Below are 20,141 nucleotides of genomic sequence, written 5' to 3' on the forward strand. Positions count from 1 at the left end.
TCGTGCGTCCTCGGCAAGATGGTCCCCGTGCCCCGCTCCCGTCGTCCCGTCCGCCGCGTCGAGGAGCACCACGCCGACCCGATGCGGCGCGACGTCTGGCCGGCCACGCTCGCCCCGGTCCGGCAGCTGCTCGACCACGGCCTCGACCTCGACCCCGTCACGGTGCTGGTGGGCGAGAACGGCGCGGGCAAGTCGACCCTGGTCGAGGCGGTGGCCCTGGCCTTCGGCATGGGTCCCGAGGGCGGGTCGACGAACTCCGGGCACAGCACCCGTCCCAGTGAGTCGTCGCTGTGGGAGCACCTCGCGCTGCACCGCGAACCGGGTGCGCCGAAGAGCGGGTTCTTCCTCCGGGCGGAGACCATGCACGGGTTCTTCACGTACCTCGAGCAACACCCCGGTCATCGACCCGAGCCGGTGTTCCACGAGCGCAGCCACGGGGAGTCGTTCCTCGACTTCGTGATCGACCGCTCCGAGTGGCCGGGACTCTGGGTGCTCGACGAGCCCGAGTCGGCGCTGTCGTTCCAGGGCTGCCTGGCGTTGATCGGCCTGCTGCAGTCGATCGTGGACGACGGCCTCGGGCAGGTGCTGCTCTCGACGCATTCGCCCGTGTTGGCGGCCTTCCCGGGGGCGACGATCCACGAGGTCGGCGAGTGGGGTCTGCGGCGCAGCGCCTGGGCCGACCTGGACCTGGTGCGGCAACAGCGGTCGTTCCTGGCCTCGCCCGAGCGGTACCTGCGGCACCTGGACGACGAACGCGGAGGACCGTGACGACCGCACCAGAGCACGCTGGCGAGTGCGGACGCGCTACGCGGTGACCTTCGTCATCTGCAGCAGCCCGTCCCCGGCCGGCGACAGTGCACTGATGACGGCACCCGAGGTCGACACCTCGGTCAGCAGCAACCGGAAGTCGGTCGTCGCCCGGTCGCGCTTGACCGGGTCCGCGACGCGGCCCCGCCAGAGTGCGTGCGGCACCAGGACGGTCCCGCCCAGTCGCGCCAGGCGCAGACCGTGCTCGACGTACTCGATGACGTGCTCGGGGTCCGCGTCGACCAGGACCACGTCGTAGGATGCCTCGTTCATGCGGGGGAGCACCTGGTTGGCCCGACCCGGGATCAGCCGGACGCGTGCGGGAGCGGTGCCGGCGGCGATGTAGGCGTCACGGGCGTACTGCTGGTGGTCCACCTCGACGTCGATCGTGGTGAGCGTGGCGTCCGGGGCGCCGCCGAGCAGGTACAGCCCGGAGACACCCAGACCGGTCCCGATCTCGATGATCGCCGTGGCTCGCGACGCTGCGGCGACCACACCGATCTGCGCGCCGATCGCGGGCGAGATCGCCTCGACGCCGAGCTCGAGCGAGTGCTCACGCGCGCGGGAGATCACCTCGGACTCGGAGACGATGTCCTCCGCGAACTTCCAGTTCGACTCTTTCTCTGACACGCACACTCCTCGGTCGACAACTCTAGGTGAGCGCGCGGCCTGAGGCGTTACGCTCGGTGCGTGTCCATCGACTTCAACAAGATCCTGATCATCGGGATCATCGCGGTGCTGCTGCTCGGTCCGCAGCGCCTGCCGATGTACGCACAGAAGTTGGCGGAGTTCGTCAAGGCCGTCCGTCGGTTCGCCGACACCGCCAAGGATCGCATGCGGGACGAGATGGGCCCCGACTTCGACGAGGTCGACTGGCAGAAGCTCGACCCGCGTCAGTACGACCCGCGCCGCATCATCCGCGATGCGCTCATCGACTCGGCGACCGGGACCAGCACCGCCGACGCGGTCACTCCGCAGGTGTCGGCGACCAAGGTCCGCGCTCCGGCACCGGTCGTGCCGCTGGCCGCGGGCGAAGCCGCGCCATTCGACGGCGAGTCGACCTGACGCCCGTCACGTGACCACGTGACGGACGGGAGGCCCGGTGCCAGCTGGCACCGGGCCTTCCGTCCGTCACGGGGCGGCGACTACCGCAGGTCGGCCAGGAACCGGTCGGTCCAGGCCAGGGCAGCCGTGCCGGAGACCGAGTTGCACGTGGCCGACGCGGTGCTGGTCGGGCTGGCGCAGGGTGTGTCGCGGTCGAGCGACCACATGTGCACCCCGGCCAGGCCGTGCGTCTTCGCGTACGACGACACGGTGTCCGCGTCGGCGAGCGTGAAGACCTCGTCCGAGGCGTCGTTCACGCCGAGCATCGGCGTGACCTCGATCTTCGATGCAGGCGTCCCGTAGGTGTGCTGCAGGTTCGTCACGGCCTGGATCGTGGACTGGCCCATCTGGCACGTCGAGCCGGACAGCACGCAGTTCGCGGTGGTGGCCCGGCCGAAGTCCATCGTCATGAGGTTGACGGTGTAGTTCGTCAGGCTCGAGGCCTTGATCGCCTTCACCGTGGCGTCACCGGTGCTGTTCAGCCCGCCGAAGCTGCCGTCGGAGGCGGCGAGGGTCGCCAGCGTGAACGAGAAGCGCAGTCCCGGGTACTTCGCCTGCGCCAGTGCGGCCGCGTTGACCAGGTTCTGCACGTCGGCGGTGGACTGTCCGCTCTCGATGTCGAAGTCGACGCCGATCATGTGCGGGCTGGCGTAGCGGGCGATGAAGCTCTGCAGCGCGGTGCCGGAGCACGTGAACTGACCGGCTGCTCCACCCGTGCTGACGATGTAGTTCACCCCGGCTGCGTCGAGCTTCGGGATGTTGGCACTGGCGAAGGCATCGGCGGCGACCCCGCCCCAGTTCTCGCTGCCGCAGGTGCCGGTCGCGAAGGCGAGCGTGATGGCCTTGAGTCCGGGCTCGCGCGTCGAGACCAGGCTGTTGCTCGACCCGACGACCGGGATCCGGGTGCCGGTGACCGCGGTGTTCATGACGCTCGTGTTCCAGTCGAGGTTCACCGTGACGTCCTTGTACGGGCTGAAGACCAACCCGCTCGCGGTGCCGGTGCTGCCGTTCCCCGGGGTCGTCGTCCCGCCGCCGGTCCCGCCGCCGGTGCTGCCGCCGGTCCCGCCGCCGGTGCAGGAGCCGGCTGCCGTCCAGGGCTGGCCACTGCCGGTCGCGCCGGAGTGCGTCGCGGGGTCGTCACCCTGCGTCCACCAGTTGGCGGTGTAGTTCGTGCCGTTCTCGCTGGCCGTGGCCCCGCCGTTGTAGGCGGTGCCGGACGACCATGCGGTGGCACACGTCGATGCGGCCTGTGCCGCGACCGGTGCTGCGGCGATCGTCCCCCCGATGATCGCTGCCGCGACGGCGCTGATGGCCCCGAGCCGGATCCTGGTGTTCCTGTCCACGCGGTTCTCCTGTTCCTCGCCCGGCTCCGTTGCCGGGAGGGTGGAACTCCTGCGCCTGATTCCGCAGGAGCATTGTGCAATGCCCTTGCATAATTGCGCGACATCGCGATCACGACCATGAGGAGGCGTACAGGGAGCGTCGACCGGACGGAACCGGAGGGCTAGCGGGGGGAGAGCCCGAGCTTCCGTCCGGCCAGGCCCCGGCCCATCGCCGTCAGGCCGTCGGCGATGCCGAGCAGTGCCCGGGAGGCCGGGTCCTCGGGGGCGCCGAGGACCACGGGCACGCCGGTGTCGCCGCCCTGACGGAGCGGCACGGAGAGCGGTACCCGGCCGAGCACGGGGACGGGGGAGTCCTGCCCGCGGGAGAGCCGTCGTGCGGTCTCGTCGCCGCCGCCCTCGCCGAACAGGTGGAGCACCGAGCCGTCCGGCTGGACGAGCCCGGACATGTTCTCGACCACGCCGATGACCCGCTGACCCGTCTGCCGGGCGACGATGCCGCTGCGCTCCGCGACGTCGGCCGCAGCCGCCTGCGGGGTGGTGACGACCAGGACCTCGGCGTGGGGGAGCAGCTGCCCGACCGAGATCGCGACGTCACCGGTGCCCGGCGGCATGTCGAGCAGCAGCACGTCGAGGTCGCCGAACCACACGTCGGACAGGAACTGGTTGACGGTGCGGTGCAGCATCGGTCCGCGCCAGGAGACCGCGGTCGAGACGTCGTCGACGAACATGCCGATCGAGACGACCTTCACGTCGTGGGCGACGGGCGGCAGGATCATCTGGTCGACCCGGGTCGGGCGGGGCGCGACGCCGTGTCGGTCGGTCAGGCCCATCAACCCGGGGACGCTGAACCCGTGGACGTCGACGTCCACGATGCCGACCCGCTGGCCGCGGCGGGCGAGTGCGACGGCCAGGTTCACGGTGACCGTCGACTTGCCGACGCCGCCCTTGCCGCTCGTCACCGCGATCACGCGCGTGAGCGAGTCGGGGGTGAACTGCACGCCCTGGGGCCGGCCTTCGCGCAGTCGCTCCGTCAGCGCCCGGCGGACCTCCGGCGCCATCACGGACACGTCGACGTCCACGTCGATCACCCCGGCGACGCCTCCGGCGGCCGCTCGCACGTCCCGCTCGATCGTGTCGGCGGCCGGGCACCCGACGATCGTGAGCTGCAGGTCGACCCGCACCGAGCCTCCCGGACCGACGTCGACACCACGGATCATGTCGAGCTCCGTGACGGGCCGCCGGATCTCGGGGTCGATGACACGTCCGAGCGCAGCGAACACGGCGGCACCGAGCTGCTGGTCGTCCTGCGGAACCGTGGCGTCAGCCACGGACGTCCGCCGTGCGTCCCGGTTCGCCCTCGTCGATCGCGTCGCGTCGGTCGAGCTCCTCGAGCAGCGACCGGAGTTCGGCGCGGATGAAGTCCTTCGACGCCATGTCGCGCATCGCCAGACGCAGTGCGACGACCTCGCGGGCCAGGTACTCGGTGTCGGCCAGGTTCCGTTCCGCGCGCTGTCGGTCCTGTTCGAACTGCACGCGGTCGCGGTCGTCCTGCCGGTTCTGAGCGAGGAGGATCAGCGGCGCCGCGTACGAGGCCTGCAGGGACAGCACGAGCGTCAGGGCGGTGAAGCCGATGGCGGCGGAGTCGAACTGCCAGGCCTTCGGGGACAGCGTGTTCCACCCCATCCACACCACGCAGAACAGGGTCAGGCCGATCAGGAACCAGGGCGTTCCCATGGCACGCGCAATGCCTTCGGTGGCCCGACCGAACGCGTCGCCGCTGCCCTTGCGGCGGCGGGTCGGCAGCACGCTCGTTCGCATGCCCTTCGGCGAGTCGAGCCGGGTGTTCTCATCCGTTCGTGCCACGAGTGGTCCTCCTGCCCGTCGTCACGGGGGTCCTGCGAGCGCGGGTGCGGGGGCGTGCTGCGTCGTCGTCCCCGCGACTTCGCCAGTCATCGGGGAGGACGTGGTCGAGCACGTCGTCGATCGTCACCACCCCGACCAGACGGTGGGCGTCGTCGACCACGGGCACGGACACGAGGTTGTAGGTGGCCATCACGCGCGTGACCTCGGCGGCGCTGGCGTCGACGCGGACCGGTTCGGTCTGCTGGTCGATGAGCGTGCCGAGGCGTTCGTTCGGCGGGTACCGCAGCATGCGCTGGAAGTGCACGAGGCCCAGGAAGCGGCCGGTGGGCGGTTCGTACGGCGGCAGTGTGACGCAGACACTCGCACCGAGGGCGGGAGCGAGCTCGTGCCGTCGGATGAGGGCGAGCCCCTCGGCCACCGTGGCGTCGGCGGAGACGATCACCGGCTCGGTCGTCATCAGACCACCGGCCGTGTCCGGCTCGTACTCGAGCAGCATGCGGACGTCCTGCGCCTCTTCCGGCTCCATGAGCTGCAGGAGGGCTTCGCTCCGTTCGTCGGAGAGCTCGGCGAGCAGGTCGGCGGCGTCGTCGGGCTGCATCTGGTCGAGGACGTCGGCGGCACGGGCGTCCTCGAGCGACGAGAGGATCTCGACCCGCTCCTGGTCGGGCATCTCCTCGAGCACGTCGGCGAGCCGGTCGTCCGGGAGTTCCTCGGCGACCTCGAGCCGGCGTTCTACCGGCAGGTCGAGCAGCGTCGAGGCCAGGTCGGCGGCCACCAGGTCCGAGTACGCGGCGATGACGTGCTCGGCCGACTGCGACTCGCCCGGCAGCTCGTCCTCGGTCACCTCGTTCCAGGTGGCGAAGGTGGTCGGGCCCTTGCCGAACGGCGACGGCGTGGTCTTGGGCTTGCGGAGGAAGAGCTGTGCGACTTCCCAGTCGCCCTGCCCGCGGTCCTCGATCGCGATGTCCTCGATCGTGGCGCGGATGCGGTCCTTCGTGATGAGCACCTTGCGCCCGAGCATCTCCGCGATGACCCGGACCTCGCCGCCGCGCTGTTCGAAGCGCCGCATGTTGACCAGGCCGGTCGTGATGACCTGTCCGGCGCCGATCGAGGTGATCCGACCGATGCTGACGAAGATGCGCCGCTTGCCGGGGACCTCGACGATCAGCCCCACGACGTGCGGGGGATCGACCCGCCGGTAGACGACCAGGACGTCCCGGACCCTGCCGACGCGATCGCCAGCGGGGTCGAAGACGGAGCACCCGGCCAGGCGGGCGACGAATACCTTCGAGGCGCTCACACGGCAAGCGTAGCCGGTCGTCCGGCCGGTTCCCTGGCGGCTCTCGAACGATTGCAAGGGGAACGGTGGATGATGACTGTGTGAGCACTCAGAGCCCCTTCCGCGGTCGTACGGCGCAGGTCTTCCCCACGCTGCCCCGCGGCGACGTCCTCGGCACCTTCGACAGCTACCCGGGAGCCCAGGCGGTCGTCGCCAAGCTCGCCGAGTCCGACTTCCCGGTCAACAAGCTCTCCATCGTCGGCAACGACCTCAAGACGGTCGAGCGGGTCACCGGCAAGATGACCTACGGTCGGGCCGCCATCGCTGGCGCGCTGTCCGGGCTGTGGCTCGGCATCTTCTTCGGCATCGTCCTGACCCTGTTCTCGCCGACCGCCGGCGGACTCATCCTGGCCGCGGCGATCATCGGTGCCGCGTTCGGCATGCTGTACGGCATCGTCTCGTTCGCCATCACGAAGCGCCAGCGGGACTTCACGAGCGTGCACCAGGTGCTCGCCACGAACTACCAGATCATCGTCGACCCGCAGCTCGTCGGGCAGGCGCAGCGGATCCTCGGCCAGTCCGGTGCGACCCCGCACGCCGCGTGGAACCCCGGGCAGCAGCAGGCCCCGTTCCAGGGACAGCAGCAGCCGCCGTTCCAGGGGCAGCAGCAGCCGTGGCGGCCGGGCCCCGGTCCGTCCGGCCAGGCGCAGGGCTCGCCCTACGGCGGGCAGTCGACCCCGCACAACCAGCCCGCGAGCTCCGGCCAGAGCGGTCAGTCGGGTCCGGGTTCGCAGCCCCGGTACGGCACGAACGACGGCCCCCGGTACGGCACGAACGACGGGCCCCGCTACGGAGAGTCCGCGCAGCCGGGTCAGCCGGCGCCGTCGCAGCGACCTGCGGGACCGGCGCAGCCGTCCGGTCCGGTTGCTCCGCGCGCCGACCAGCCGCCGCAGTACGGCGAGCGTGTGTCGGGTGCGAACCCGGCGGCTCCCGCGTCGTCGTCCGACGGGTCTGGCTCGTCCGATCCTGCACGTGACGAGCAGCGACGGGACGGGGACGCCGAGTCCCGCTGACCCGGTGGGCTGGTGACCCGGCGGGCCGGTGTCCCGGTGGGGCGCTGCCTGATCGACGCCTGAGGTTCCGCGACGCGCCGCCCAGGGCCGTCGGGGTCGCGCGAGTAGCCCGTCCGCGATCTCGAGATGCCAGAATTCTGGAACCTCGTGCGCCCGAGTGAGCGGCGGCGGGCGGTCAAGCCCCCCGGGCTAGAGCACCTTTGAGTAGCAGGCGGACAGCGGGGCACCGACGTAGGGTCCGAAGTTCGCGATGCGTGTGAAGCCCTCGCGTTCGTAGAAACCGATCGCACGGGTCTGCGCCGGACCGGTCTCGAGGACGAGCGCCGGTGAACCCAGGTCGAGCGCTGCCTCTTCGAGACGCCGCAGGATCTCCGTTGCGACCCCGGCACCCCGCGACTCCCGCCGCACGTACATCCGCTTGATCTCGGTGATGCCGTCCTCGACGATGCGCAGCCCGCCGCAGCCGAGCGGCGTGCCGTCCTGGTCGCGCGCGACGAAGAACACCGCGATCGACTCGGCCGTGGGCTTCTCGCCCGGTTCGGTGTCGCCACCGTAGGTGCTGTCGATCTCGATCCGCTGTGCAGCCCGGAGCCGCATCGCATCGGGCGAGTCGAAGTGCTCGACGTCGATGACGATGTTGCGCGGGTCCGTGTGCTGCGGGGCGTCGGGTGTGCTCACCCGCTCAGGCTAGCGTCCGGTGCGGGCGATCCACCCCTCCACTTCCGAGGGGGTCCGGGGGATGCCGACGGACAGGTTCTCGGCACCGTCGGCGGTCACCAGGATGTCGTCCTCGATGCGGACACCGATGCCGCGGAACTCCTCGGGCACGGTGAGGTCGTCCTGCTGGAAGTACAGGCCGGGCTCGATCGTGAACACCATGCCGGCTTCGACGACCCCGTCGATGTACAGCTCGCGACGGGCCTTGGCGCAGTCGTGCACGTCGAGCCCGAGGTGGTGGCTGGTGCCGTGCACCATGTACCGGCGGTGGAACTGGTTGTCCGGCTGCAGGGACTCGTCGGCGGAGACGGGCAGGAAGCCCCACTCGGCGGTCTTGCGGGCGATGACCTGCATCGCCGTGGCGTGGACCTGGCGGAAGGTGATGCCCGGCTTGACGATCGCGAACGCGGCGTCGGCGGCTTCGAGCACCGCGTCGTAGACCATGCGCTGCACGTCGGTGAAGGTGCCGCTGACCGGCAGCGTGCGGGTGATGTCGGCCGTGTAGAACGAGTCGACCTCGACCCCGGCGTCGATGAGGATCAGGTCGCCCGGCTGCACGGCCCCGTCATTGCGGGTCCAGTGCAGGATGCAGGCGTGGTGGCCCGAGGCGGCGATCGTGTCGTAGCCCACGGTGTTGCCGTCGGCGCGTGCGCGGCGGTTGAAGGTGCCCTCGACGATGCGCTCACCGCGGGGGTGCGCGAGCACGGCGTCGAAGTCGGCGATCACGTCGTCGAAGCCGTGCCCGGTGGCCTCGACCGCCTTGCGGAGCTCGTTGACCTCGTACGGGTCCTTGACCAGCCGGAGTTCGGACAGGTCGCGCGCCAGGACGTCGTCCGACGCGGGGGAGTCGTCGGTGGCAGCGGCCCCGCCGACCGGGGAGCCGAGGCGCTCGTCGAGCGACCGCGTCAGGTCACTGTCGGCGTCGCGTACGACCAGCACCGAGGCATCGACCCCGTCGAGCACACTGTCGAGCTCGCCGAGGTCGGCCGTCGCGAGCCCCAGGTCGGCGGACACCTCGTCGAGGGACGGACGTGGGCCGACCCAGAACTCGCCGATCTCGGGGTTGGCGTAGAACTCCTCGGAGTCGCGCCCGGCGGTCGCCCGGAAGTACAGGGTGGCGTCGTGACCGTCGCCGGCCGGCGTCATGACGAGCACGGAGCCGACGACCGTGTCGGTGCCCCAGCCGGTCAGGTGCGCGAACGCGGAGTGCGGGCGGAACGGGTAGTCGCAGTCGTTCGAGCGCACCTTGGCGGTGCCCGCCGGCACGACGATGGTGCGTCCGGTGTGCAGCGCCGAGAGCGCGGCGCGGCGCTCGGCAGCGAACGGCGCCTGCTCGCGCGCCGCGGGGATCGGGCGGTCACGCTCGGCCCACTGGGACCCGATGAAGTCCTTGAAGGTCGAGGAGCCGGGAGTGGTGGAGCGGTTGCTCGTCGCGCGGGGAGTGGTGTCGGCCATGCCCCCATCATCGCACCGCACCGGATCGACGTCCTGTGCGGTCCCACACCTGTGGATACGATTGCGTGGTGCCCGACCCGTTCATCGACTTGCACACGCACTCGAGTGTCTCCGACGGCACCGAGCCCCCTGCCGCGCTCGTCCGCGCGGCGGCGGCGGCCGGGCTCGACGGCGTGGCCCTCACCGACCACGACACCACGTCGGGCTGGTCCGACGCGATCGACGCCGTCCGTGGGCTCCCGCTCACCCTGGTCCCCGGCCTCGAGCTGAGCACCCGCGTCGGGTACCGCAGCGTCCACGTCCTCGGGTACCTGGTCGACCCCGACGACCCGGGCCTGGTCGCCGAGACCGGACGCATCCGCGACGGGCGCCTCGCACGCGCGCGTCGGATGGTCGACCGCATCGGGCAGGACCACCCGATCACGTGGGACGACGTCCTGGTACAGGCCCGTCCCGGTGCCACGATCGGCCGGCCGCACATCGCCGACGCGCTGGTGGCACGCGGCCTCGAGTCCGACCGCAGCGCCGCGTTCCGCGGGATCCTGCACCCGGCATCGGGCTACTACGAACCGCACGAGGCGCCGTCACCGCTCCGGGGCGTCGAACTCATCCGTGGTGCGGGTGGCGTCCCCGTGATCGCCCACCCGGCCGCCAGCTCGCGAGGCATCGTCATCGACGAGCCCGCACTGCGCGAACTCGTGGACGCGGGGCTCGGGGGCCTCGAGGTCGACCACCGGGAGAACCTCGCGCACGGCAAGCGCACGTTGCTCGAGTGGGCGGACCGCTACGGGCTGTTCGTCACGGGTTCGAGCGACTACCACGGCACCGGCAAGCCGAACCGGCTCGGGGAACACCGGACGGCGCGTCGGTCCTTCGACGCGATCGTCACGCAGGCCACCGGAGCGGACCCGGTGGTCGGCCCCGGTTCGCGCCTGTCCTGACCGGCGCGGCAGCAGACCGGACGACGAAGGCCCGTCGCGTGAGCGACGGGCCTTCGTCGTCCTGCCAGGAGGCGCTACTCGCCGTCCGAGGTCTGCTGCGGTGCCGAGGCGGTCGCCTCGTCCCCCGAGCCGGCTCCGCGACGGCGGCGGCGGCGGCGACGCTTCGGTGCGGAACCGTCGCCGTCGGAGCTGTCCGGACCCGTGCTGTCGACCGGGGGCGCGGAGTCGGTGGCCGAGGCCGCGGGCCGATCCGCGCCTGCGCTCCGAGTGCGGCGACGCGGTGCGTCACTCGACCGCTCGGACGTGCCCTGCTCGCGCGGCTGACGCGGCGGGCGGGACACGGCGCGCTCCGTCGTGCCCGCGGTGGCGGCGTGCGACGAGGAGCCGGGCAGGCGGCCCTTCGTGCCCTGGGGGATGTCGAGCTCCTCGAACAGGTGCGGCGACGACGAGTAGGTCTCGACGGGCTCGGGGATGCCGAACTCGAGGGCCTTGTCGATCAGCGTCCACTTGTGCAGGTCGTCCCAGTCGACGAACGTGACCGCGATGCCGGTCTTGCCCGCGCGACCGGTGCGTCCGGCACGGTGCAGGTACGTGTCCGGGTCGTCCGGGATCGTGTGGTTGATCACGTGGGTGACGTCGTCCACGTCGATGCCGCGCGCTGCGACGTCGGTGGCGATGAGCACGTCGCGCTTGCCGGCCTTGAACGCCGCCATCGCACGCTCGCGCTGCTCCTGGTTGAGGTCGCCGTGGACCGCTGCGGCGTTGAACCCGCGGTCCTTCAGCTCTTCGACGAGCTTCGCCGCGGCACGCTTGGTGCGAGTGAAGATCACGGTCTTGCCGCGGCCCTCGGCCTGCAGGATGCGGGCGATGACCTCGTCCTTGTCGAGCGAGTGCGCGCGGTAGATGAGGTGCTTGATGTTGGCCTGCATGAGGCCTTCGTCCGGGTCCGTCGCGCGGATGTGGACCGGCCGGCTCATGAAGCGACGGGCGAGCGCGACGATCGGCGCGGGCATGGTCGCCGAGAAGAGCATGGTGTGGCGAACGTCCGGCACGGCCTGGAAGATCCGCTCGATGTCCGACAGGAACCCCAGGTCGAGCATGCGGTCGGCCTCGTCGAGGACGACTTCCTGCACGTGGGAGAGGTCGAGCAGTCGCTGGCGCTGCAGGTCGATCAGGCGCCCGGGGGTGCCGACGACGATCTGCGCGCCGGCCTTGAGCTGCTCGATCTGGCCCTCGTACGCCTTGCCGCCGTAGATCGAGACGATCGTGGTGGGGCGGTTCGAGGTCGCCACTTCGAGGTCCTCGGTCACCTGGACCGCGAGTTCACGGGTCGGGACGACCACGAGGGCCTTCACGCCGTGCGCGGGGTCGGCGCCGAGGCGCTGGATCAGGGGCAGGCCGAACCCGAAGGTCTTGCCGGTGCCCGTCTTGGCCTGGCCGATGATGTCCTGGCCGGTGAGGGCGAGCGGGATCGTCTGCTCCTGGATCGGGAAGGGCTCGATGATGCCCTTGCCGGCCAGTGCATCGACGATGTCCTGCTCGATGTTGAGGTCTGAGAAAGTCAAAAAGGTCACCCTGTCCTATCGGGGAGTCCGCGCCAGTCTACCGGGGTGCGGGGAGGTGCCGGTCGCGGCCCCTATGCTGGTCGCGTGGTGTCGTGGTGGAACCGGAAGCGCGCGGCGCAGCTCGCAGCCCAGTGGCTCGCGTCGCGGAACCCGAAGAGCGCCACCCAGACCGAGCGTCTGCAGCTCGACGACGTCAGTCCCGAGCTCGACGTGTACCTGGGCCAAGCGGCCTACCTGCAGCTCTCGCTCTACGAGACGATGGGCCGTGCCGGTGCCGGAGCGCCGACGCTGTCCGGACGGCTCGTCACGGGCGTGCTGGCGACGACCGCCCTCGAACGGCACCGGTCGATCGTGGCCGAGATCGAACGCACCGGCGCAGACCCGGCCGAGCTGATGGCGCCGCACCGTCAGGCCATCGACCGGTTCGTCGAGCGCACCAGTGGTGCGGACTGGTACGAGTCGATGCTGACCGGCTACGTGACGGCGGGCATCCTCAACGACCTGTTCGCCAACCTGCTGCGCTCGCTCCCGAGCGACGTACAGCAGCGCCTGAAGACCGTGTTCGACCCGCGCGAAGAAGCGGCGGTGGTCGAGGAACTCAGCGCCCGGATCGACGAGGAACCCCTCGTGTCGTCGCGTCTGGCGATGTGGGGCCGGCGGCTCGTCGGCGACACGCTGCTGGTCGCCCGCTCGGCGCTGGCGTCGCATGCGCGCGAGGACCAGTCACGGCTCGAGCCGGTGTGGACCGAGCTGATCGCGGCCCACACCCGCCGCATGGACGCGCTCGGTCTGACCGCCTGACGGCCGCCAGATCGAGGTCGTGTCGGTCTTCCGACTCAGACGGTCCGGCTGCCGCGGTTCTTGGCGGCCTCGTAATACGCATCGTCGTGTGCGGTCCGCCGTCGTCCGAGCAGCCACGCGACGGCGAGCGCGACCGCGCCCGAACCGAGCAGGGCGACGACCCAGATCCAGGTGCCGTCGTACGGCCACCCCAGCCAGGTCAGGAGCTCCCAGAGCACCGCGGCGGAGATGCCACCGACGGCCGGGCCGAGCAGCTGTCCGCGCGTCGACCGCCACGGCAGGACCACGTGCGCGACCGCGCCACAGATGATGCCGCCGAGGACGGCGAAGAGGAGCTCCACGGGGAGCTACGCGACGAAGCCGATGCGACGGGCCTCTTCGGCGCCGAACTCGACGTAGGCGAGTGACACCGAGGGGACGATGAACTTGCGGCCCTTGTCGTCCTGCAGCGTGAGGTGCGTCGCACCGGAGGAGAGCGCGTCCGAGACGGCCTTCTCGATCTCGTCTGCGGTCTGCTTCGTCTCGAAGGCGATCTCGCGCGGGCTGTTGATGATGCCGATCTTGATGTCCACGTGCTCACCATATCCGAGCGTCTCGACGGGGTCCCCGGCGTTCGCCGCGGGCGCACGCAGGCCGTCAGCAGGAGGCGGCGCTCCGCATGGGTGATGTCGGCAGCGGTGGGTACGGTACCGACGTGCCACCGACCATCCTGACGCCCGCCCCCGCGCCGACGGGTGTGACGCGTGCCCTGGTCGACGACCCCGCGCAGCGGGCCGTGCTCGAGCTGCCCGACGGCCGGCACGCGGCCGTCATCGGCGCGCCGGGGACGGGCAAGACCTCGACGCTCGCGCGGCTGGTCGCGGCGCGGCTCCGACGTCCCGACGGCGTCAGCGCTGACGGGCACGCGGCCGTCCTGGCACTCACGTCGTCTCGGACCGCGGCCACCGCGTTGCGCGACCAGCTCGCGGCGACGGTCGAGCGGGTCACCCCCGGTGCCCTCGCGCGCACCGTGAACTCCCTGGCGTTCCAGATCGTCGCGCACGCCGCGGCCGTCCAGGGGCAGCCGGCGCCGACCCTGTTGACCGGTGGCGAGCAGGACCGCATCCTCGCCGACCTGCTCGCCGGGCACGAAGCCGACGGCACCGGTCCCGACTGGCCCGATCCCGTCACCGCCGTCGTCCGCGAACGCGCCGGCTTCCGCACGGCCCTGCGCGATGTCATGATGCGCAGTGTCGCCGCCGGGGTCGAACCGGACGACATGCGCGAGCTCGCCGACGACCACGGCCGTCCCGAGTGGCGGGCGGTCGGCGACCTGGTGGACGAGTACCGAGCCGCCCTGACGGCGTTCCGCACCACCAGTCTCGACGCCGCCGAACTCGTCGCCTTCGCCACCGCCGCGGTCCTGCGTGGGACGGTTCCGCCGGCGGTCGCGGCGCTGCGACTCGTCGTGGTCGACGACACGCAGGAGCTCGTCGAGGGCGAGATCGCGCTGCTCGGGGCCCTGGCCCGTGCCGGCGTCCAGGTCGTGGCGTTCGGCGACCCCGACATCGCTGCGTCGGCCTTCCGGGGCGCGGAGCCCGACGTCCTCGGTCGACTCGCCGTCCGGCTCGGGGTGGACGCCGTGCAGGACGTCGTCCTCGGGACCGTGCACCGGCACCCGGCGGCCGTCCGCACCCTCGTGTCCGCCGTCACCGCCCGCATCGGCGCCGCCGCTGCGGGACGGCAGCGCACGGCGGTGGCCGCCGACACCGACGGCCGCCCCGACTCGGTGCTGCACCTCGAAGCGGGCAGCCGCTCGGCGCTGGTCGTCGCGGTGGCCCGCCGGCTCCGCGAACACCACCTGCTCGACGGCGTCCCGTGGCACCGGATGGTCGTGGTCACGCGCAGCGGGTCCGCGATCCCCGAACTCGTCCGCGCACTCTCGGTGGCCGAGGTCCCCGCCACCGCCGGGGCGGCGCCGACCAGGCCCCGCGACGACTCGGCGTCGCGCTCGCTCATCGACGCCGCGGCCGTCGCCCTCGGGGTGCTGCCGCTCGACGCCACCCTCGCGACGGCGTTCGCGACCGGCCCCCTCGGCGGGCTCGACACCCTCGCGATGCGCCGGCTCCGGCTGGCCCTCCGTCGCGAGGAACTCGCGGGCGACGGCACCCGGACCGCTGACGAACTCCTGGTCGACGCGCTCGGCGCCCCGGAACGTCTGGCCACCGTCGACGCGGCCTTCGCGCGCCGTGCGACCCGGCTCGCGCGCAGCCTGGTGCAGGCCCGTACCGACGCCGAGACCGGTGCCAGCATCGAGGAGATCCTGTGGGGGCTGTGGGAACGCAGCGGCCTGGCCGGGGTCTGGGGTGTGCAGTCCTCCGCGGGCGGGATCGGTGCGGGAGAAGCGGACCGGCACCTCGACGCCGTCGTCGGGCTGTTCACCGCCGCCAAGCGCTTCGTGGAGCGCACGCCGGACGCGCCGGCCCGGGTGTTCATCGACGACCTGCTCGGCGCCGACCTGCCCGAGGACAGCATCGGCCCCGACCGCACGGCGGGACGCGTCCGGGTGCTGACCCCCTCCGCGACGATCGGCCTCGAGACCGACGTGGTCGTCGTGCTCGGGCTGCAGGACGGTGTCTGGCCGAACACCCGCGTCCGTGGCAGCCTGCTCGACCCGGACGGCCTGGTCCGCGCCGCGCAGGGCATCGACCACACTGACGTCGACGACCGTGCTGCCGTCGTCGCGGACGAGCTCCGACTCTTCGCACGTGCCGTGTCCCGGGCGACGACCCAGGTCGTCATCGGCACGATCGCCAACGACGACGAGTCACCGTCACCGTTCGTCCGGCTGGTCCCGGTGCCTCCCGACCGTCAGCCGTCTGCCCACCCGCTGTCGCTGCGCGGTCTGGCCGGCTCGCTCCGCCGTCGCGTGGTGTCGACCGGCGACCACGAGGCCGCGTCGGCGCTGGCTCGCCTGGCCGAGGCCGAGGTTCCCGGGGCGTCTCCGGACGACTGGTACGGCACGGTCGAGCCGACGACCGAGGACCCCCTGGTCGACCTCGAGGGCGAGCCCGTCGACGACCCGGTGACCGGCGAACCGGCCGCCCCGACGGTCGCCGTGTCGCCGTCGCGCATCGGCACGTTCGAGGAGTGCCCGGTGCACTGGTTCGTGCAGACCTTCGGCGGCGGCGCTCCGAGTCCGGCGATGGGGATCGGCACGATCGTGCACGAGGCGATGGAGCACGCGACCGAGATCGACGTCGACTCGCTCTGGGCACGCGTCGACGCCCGGTGGGGCGAGCTCTCGTTCGAGTCCCCGTGGATCGCCGACCGCGAGCGGGCAAGGACGCGCCGGATGGTCGAGGGGCTGAGCGACTACCTCCGTACCTTCGCCAGCGCGGGCAGGCAGGTCCTCGGTGCCGAGACCTCGTTCGCGCTCGTCACGGGCCCGGCGCGGGTGCGCGGCAGCATCGACCGCATCGAGGTCGACCCCGAGGGCCGCGTCAGCGTGGTCGACCTGAAGACCGGACGCTGGATGCCGAGTGAGAAGAACGACATGCCGGAGCACCCACAGCTCGGGGCCTACCAGCTCGCGGTCGAGGACGGCGCGGTCGAGGGCGTCCCCGCCGGGTCCCCGATGACCGACGCCCGTCTGGTCTTCGTGCAGAACCCCCGTGGCGGGCACGCGTACTCCGAGCGGACGCAGCACGCCTTCGACGCCGAAGCACGCGAGGCCTACCGCGAGCGACTGCACGCCGTTGCGCGGGGGATGGCGGGACGGACCTTCGTCGCGAACGTCGACGACCACTGCGAGAAGGCACGGACGGGCGTGGAGTGCCGCATCCACGTCGTGGGCGAGGTGACCTGGTGACCGACGACCTCCTGACCGACACCGCAGTCGGCGCCGCACCCGGCGCCGCCACGGGCATCGGCACCGTCCCGCGCCACGGCGCCGATGCGATCGCCGACGCCCTGGGTCGTCCCCGACCCACCGAACAGCAGCGCGCGGTGATCGAGTCGCCGCTCGCGCCCGCCCTCGTCGTCGCGGGTGCGGGCAGCGGCAAGACCGAGACCATGGCCTCCCGCGTGGTGTGGCTGCTGGCGAACGGGTCCGTCCGACCCGACCAGGTGCTCGGGCTCACCTTCACGCGCAAGGCCGCCGGCGAGCTCTCGATCCGGATCAACGACCGCATCCGCGCGCTCGAGGACGCCGGGTTGATCACCCCTGGCGACGCCTTCGAGGCGCCGACGGTGTCGACCTACAACGCCTTCGCGAACAGCGTCTTCCGCGAGAACGCGCTGCTGGTCGGACGGGACGGCGAGTCCCAGGTCCTCACCGAGCCGTCCGCGTGGCAGCTCGCGCGGCGCGTCGTGGTGGCCGCCCGGGACGACCGCCTCGCCGGCCTCGACCGGAACGTCGACACCGTCACCGCGGCGGTCGTCGCGCTCGCCGGGGCAGCATCGGAGCACCTGGTCGAGCCGGCTCGCCTGCGGCGCTTCGCGATCGAGTTCGCCGGCCTGCTCGAGCTCCCCGGCAACCGGGGCAAGCCCTACGCCGCCATCACCCAGGCGGTCGCCGCCATCGGAGCGCTCGAGCCCCTGACCGACCTGGTCGAGGAGTTCCGACGCCAGAAGGTCGACCGCGGGTTCGTCGAGTTCTCGGACCAGATCGCGCTGGCGCTCGCCGCGAGCCAGGCGGCACCGCGCGTGGTCGACGAGCTGCGCGCCCGCTTCCGCGTGGTCCTGCTCGACGAGTACCAGGACACGTCGGTGGTGCAGACCCGGTTCCTCGCCCGGCTGTTCCGCGACCACCCGGTGATGGCCGTCGGTGACCCCCACCAGTCGATCTACGGTTTCCGCGGTGCGAGTGCGGCGAACCTCGCCCGGTTCCCGCGGGACTTCGGCGCGAGTGACGACGGCACCACGGACGGCGTCGATGCCCCTCGGACGTTCGCGCTCTCGACCAGCTGGCGCAACCCGGTCGACGTCCTCGCCGGCGCGAACGCGGTCGTCGCACCGTTGTCCGCCGCCTCCGAGGTCGACGTCGAACGGCTCTCGCCCCGACCCGGTGCCGACGCCGGCGTGGTCGACGCGGTGTTCACCGAGACCCTGCCGGAAGAGGCCGCCGCCGTCGCCGCGTGGTTCGCCGACCACCGGCGCCGGAACCCTGACGGCTCGATGGCGCTCCTGCTGCGCGCTCGGAAGGACCTCGCCGCGTTCACCGGGGCGTTCACCCACCACGGCGTGCCGTTCCACGTGCTCGGCACCGGCGGACTGTTGCAGCGCCCGGAGATCGTCGACCTCGTGGCGTGCCTGCGCGTGCTGCACGACCCGGCCGCTGGCAACGACCTGATCCGCCTGCTCGCCGGAGCTCGGTGGCGGGTGGGCGCCGCGGACATCCAGGCCCTGCACGCCCTGGCGTCGTGGCTGTTCAAGCGCGACCACACGCAGCAGCGTCTGGACGACGAGGTCACCGCGGCCTTCCGGGCGTCGGTCGCGGTCGGCGAACACGGATCCGTCGTCGACGCACTCGACTTCGTCGCCGTGGCGCCCGACGACCACGGCGCGCTCGAGGGCATCACCCCGGCGGGACGTGACCGGATGCGCAGCCTCGGGCAGCAGCTGGCGTCGCTGCGCTCCCGGGCAGCCGGCGACCTGGTCGACTTCGTGACGCTCGTCGTGCAGGAGATGCGCCTCGACATCGAGGTCGCCGCGCACGAACAGGGAAGCGCGGCCTACCTCGACGCCTTCATCGACGAGCTGGCCGGCTTCGTCGCGACCGACGACCGGGCCGACCTCGGCGGCTTCCTGGGCTGGATCGACGCCGCCGCGCGCCGGGACGACCTCGGCCCGCGGTCCGAGGAGCCCGAGGCGGGCACGGTCCAGGTCCTGACGATCCACGGCTCGAAGGGCCTCGAGTGGGACGCCGTCGCGGTGCCCCGGATGGTCGAGGGCGCCCTGCCCGCGCGGCCCCAGGAAGGGTCGTCCGGGTGGCTCGGCTTCGGTCGTCTGCCGTACGAGTTCCGCGGCGACGCCGACGAGCTCCCGCGTCTCGCGTGGCGCGGGCACGACTCGCAGAAGGACGTCACGCTGGCGATCGAGTCCTACAAGGACGAGGTCAGGGCGCGCAACGAGGACGAGGAACGTCGCCTGACCTACGTCGCGCTGACCCGGTCGCGGCACGAGCTGCTGGTGAGCGGCTCGTTCTGGGCGGGGGGCGTCAAGCCGATGCAACCGAGCCGGTACCTGGCCGACCTGGTCGAGGCCGGCGTGGTCGACGGCGCGGCCGTGCCCGAGACCACCGAGCACGAGACGAACCCGCTCGGTGACGCCGGCGCGACCCAGACCTGGCCGCACGTGCCGTTCGGCGACCGCGCACCCCGGGTCCTGGCCGCCGCCGATCGTGTGCGGAACGCCAACCCCGGTGCCTCGGGACGGTACGCGGCCGACATCGACCTGCTGCTCGCCGAGCGGCGTGCCACCCGCTCGGCGAAGCACCGGGTCGTGGTGCCGCACCGGGTGCCCGCGTCCGGGTTCAAGGACTACCTGACCGAGCCCGACGCGGTTGCCGAGCGCCTGCGACGACCGATGCCGGAGCGCCCCTACCGTGCGACCCGTCTCGGCACGCTCTTCCACCAGTGGGTCGAGCAGCGCGGTCGGTCCGGCGGAGCGCTCGAGACCCTCGACGCCTGGGACGGCGAGCTCGACCTCGACGCCGACGAGGGCTCGACCGGAGCATCCGATGCCGCCGTCAGCGACGACGACGCCCGCCGGCTGAGCGAGTTCCAGGCGACCTTCGCCCGGTCACGCTGGGCAGCGTTGACCCCGGTCGACGTCGAGCGCGAGATCCACATCCCGTTCCTCGGGCACAGCGTCGTGTGCAAGCTCGACGCCGTCTACAAGATCGACGGCCGGTTCGAGGTCGTCGACTGGAAGACGGGGAAGGCGCCCAGCGGCGCACAGGACCTGGAGCGCCGGCAGCTGCAGCTCGCGCTGTACCGAGTGGCCTACGCCGAGTTCACCGGGCGCCCGGTCGACGACGTCGACGCGGTGTTCTACTTCGTGGCGGACGACCTCGAGATCCGGCCGACCGAACTGTTGGACCGCGCCGGGCTCGAACGGGCATGGCGGGTCGCCGTCGGTTGACCCACCCGGCGGGACGCGCGCGGCGGACCCGCACCGGGCCTCCCGACAGGACGGACCGGGCCGCAGGA

17 protein-coding genes are annotated in these 20,141 nt (G+C 71.9%); 7 read left to right on the forward strand and 10 right to left on the reverse strand.

From position 1 onward, the window contains the following. Positions 1 to 18: 18 nt before the first annotated feature. On the forward strand, positions 19 to 768 hold the full coding sequence (locus DEJ13_RS04675) for an AAA family ATPase (RefSeq protein WP_111107318.1): 750 nt from the start codon (positions 19 to 21) through the stop codon (positions 766 to 768). A gap of 36 nt (positions 769 to 804) precedes the next feature. On the opposite strand, the gene DEJ13_RS04680 is transcribed toward DEJ13_RS04675, so the two are convergent. Next, positions 805 to 1,437 carry an O-methyltransferase gene (locus tag DEJ13_RS04680; protein ID WP_056123827.1) on the reverse strand — a complete coding sequence of 211 codons (633 nt, stop codon included), beginning with the start codon at positions 1,435 to 1,437 and terminating at the stop codon, positions 805 to 807. Between the two features lie 60 nt (positions 1,438 to 1,497). On the opposite strand from DEJ13_RS04680, the gene DEJ13_RS04685 reads away from it, so the two are divergent. Then, complete coding sequence (locus DEJ13_RS04685) at positions 1,498 to 1,872, forward strand: twin-arginine translocase TatA/TatE family subunit (RefSeq protein WP_111107299.1); 375 nt, start codon at positions 1,498 to 1,500, stop codon at positions 1,870 to 1,872. An 80-nt stretch (positions 1,873 to 1,952) separates the two neighbouring features. Here DEJ13_RS04685 and DEJ13_RS04690 read toward each other — a convergent pair whose 3' ends face one another. From DEJ13_RS04690 to DEJ13_RS04705, 4 genes are all read right to left on the reverse strand, one after another. Next, entirely contained in the window at positions 1,953 to 3,254 is a 1,302-nt protein-coding gene (locus DEJ13_RS04690; protein WP_220037600.1) for a carbohydrate-binding protein, read from the reverse strand. 161 nt (positions 3,255 to 3,415) lie between these two features. Beyond that, positions 3,416 to 4,582: an Mrp/NBP35 family ATP-binding protein gene (locus DEJ13_RS04695; RefSeq protein WP_111107301.1), complete on the reverse strand. Its 1,167-nt coding sequence runs from the start codon at positions 4,580 to 4,582 to the stop codon at positions 3,416 to 3,418. After that, a complete protein-coding gene (locus DEJ13_RS04700; protein ID WP_414835826.1) occupies positions 4,575 to 5,072 on the reverse strand; it encodes a DUF1003 domain-containing protein in 498 nt (165 codons plus the stop codon). The genes DEJ13_RS04695 and DEJ13_RS04700 overlap by 8 nt, the downstream gene beginning before the upstream one ends. 28 nt (positions 5,073 to 5,100) lie before the next feature. Further along, positions 5,101 to 6,417, reverse strand: coding sequence for a magnesium transporter MgtE N-terminal domain-containing protein (locus tag DEJ13_RS04705; RefSeq protein WP_111107302.1), 1,317 nt, complete (start codon positions 6,415 to 6,417; stop codon positions 5,101 to 5,103). Positions 6,418 to 6,497: 80 nt separating this feature from the next. Between DEJ13_RS04705 and DEJ13_RS04710 the strand changes: the two genes are divergently transcribed. Next, the gene (locus DEJ13_RS04710; RefSeq protein WP_111107303.1) at positions 6,498 to 7,469 is read left to right on the forward strand and encodes a YflT domain-containing protein; all 972 of its coding nucleotides are present in this window, start codon (positions 6,498 to 6,500) and stop codon (positions 7,467 to 7,469) included. A 189-nt stretch (positions 7,470 to 7,658) separates the two neighbouring features. On the opposite strand, the gene DEJ13_RS04715 is transcribed toward DEJ13_RS04710, so the two are convergent. After that, positions 7,659 to 8,147, reverse strand: a complete 489-nt coding sequence (locus tag DEJ13_RS04715; protein WP_321164483.1) for a GNAT family N-acetyltransferase — start codon at positions 8,145 to 8,147, stop codon at positions 7,659 to 7,661. A 9-nt stretch (positions 8,148 to 8,156) separates the two neighbouring features. Then, entirely contained in the window at positions 8,157 to 9,641 is a 1,485-nt protein-coding gene (locus DEJ13_RS04720) for an aminopeptidase P family protein (RefSeq protein ID WP_056122177.1), read from the reverse strand. A 68-nt stretch (positions 9,642 to 9,709) separates the two neighbouring features. Here DEJ13_RS04720 and DEJ13_RS04725 point away from each other — a divergent pair, with 68 nt between their 5' ends. Next, positions 9,710 to 10,582 (forward strand): PHP domain-containing protein, encoded by an 873-nt coding sequence (locus DEJ13_RS04725; protein WP_111107304.1) that lies wholly within the window; start codon positions 9,710 to 9,712, stop codon positions 10,580 to 10,582. 74 nt (positions 10,583 to 10,656) lie between these two features. On the opposite strand, the gene DEJ13_RS04730 is transcribed toward DEJ13_RS04725, so the two are convergent. Further along, a complete protein-coding gene (locus DEJ13_RS04730; RefSeq protein ID WP_056122174.1) occupies positions 10,657 to 12,147 on the reverse strand; it encodes a DEAD/DEAH box helicase in 1,491 nt (496 codons plus the stop codon). Between the two features lie 84 nt (positions 12,148 to 12,231). Here DEJ13_RS04730 and DEJ13_RS04735 point away from each other — a divergent pair, with 84 nt between their 5' ends. Further along, entirely contained in the window at positions 12,232 to 12,948 is a 717-nt protein-coding gene (locus DEJ13_RS04735) for a ferritin-like fold-containing protein (protein WP_235515479.1), read from the forward strand. A 35-nt stretch (positions 12,949 to 12,983) separates the two neighbouring features. On the opposite strand, the gene DEJ13_RS04740 is transcribed toward DEJ13_RS04735, so the two are convergent. Both DEJ13_RS04740 and DEJ13_RS04745 read right to left on the reverse strand, forming a co-directional pair. Beyond that, the gene (locus DEJ13_RS04740; RefSeq protein WP_056122171.1) at positions 12,984 to 13,289 is read right to left on the reverse strand and encodes a hypothetical protein; all 306 of its coding nucleotides are present in this window, start codon (positions 13,287 to 13,289) and stop codon (positions 12,984 to 12,986) included. Between the two features lie 6 nt (positions 13,290 to 13,295). Further along, positions 13,296 to 13,520 (reverse strand): DUF3107 domain-containing protein, encoded by a 225-nt coding sequence (locus DEJ13_RS04745; protein WP_056122168.1) that lies wholly within the window; start codon positions 13,518 to 13,520, stop codon positions 13,296 to 13,298. 122 nt (positions 13,521 to 13,642) lie between these two features. Here DEJ13_RS04745 and DEJ13_RS04750 point away from each other — a divergent pair, with 122 nt between their 5' ends. Then, positions 13,643 to 16,798, forward strand: coding sequence for an ATP-dependent helicase (locus DEJ13_RS04750; protein WP_181437067.1), 3,156 nt, complete (start codon positions 13,643 to 13,645; stop codon positions 16,796 to 16,798). Further along, the gene (locus DEJ13_RS04755; RefSeq protein WP_258374127.1) at positions 16,795 to 20,073 is read left to right on the forward strand and encodes an ATP-dependent DNA helicase; all 3,279 of its coding nucleotides are present in this window, start codon (positions 16,795 to 16,797) and stop codon (positions 20,071 to 20,073) included. Before DEJ13_RS04750 ends, DEJ13_RS04755 begins: the two co-directional genes overlap by 4 nt. The last annotated feature ends 68 nt before the right edge of the window (positions 20,074 to 20,141 follow it).

The organism is Curtobacterium sp. MCLR17_007 (assembly GCF_003234655.2).
In the GTDB taxonomy this organism is placed as follows: domain Bacteria; phylum Actinomycetota; class Actinomycetes; order Actinomycetales; family Microbacteriaceae; genus Curtobacterium.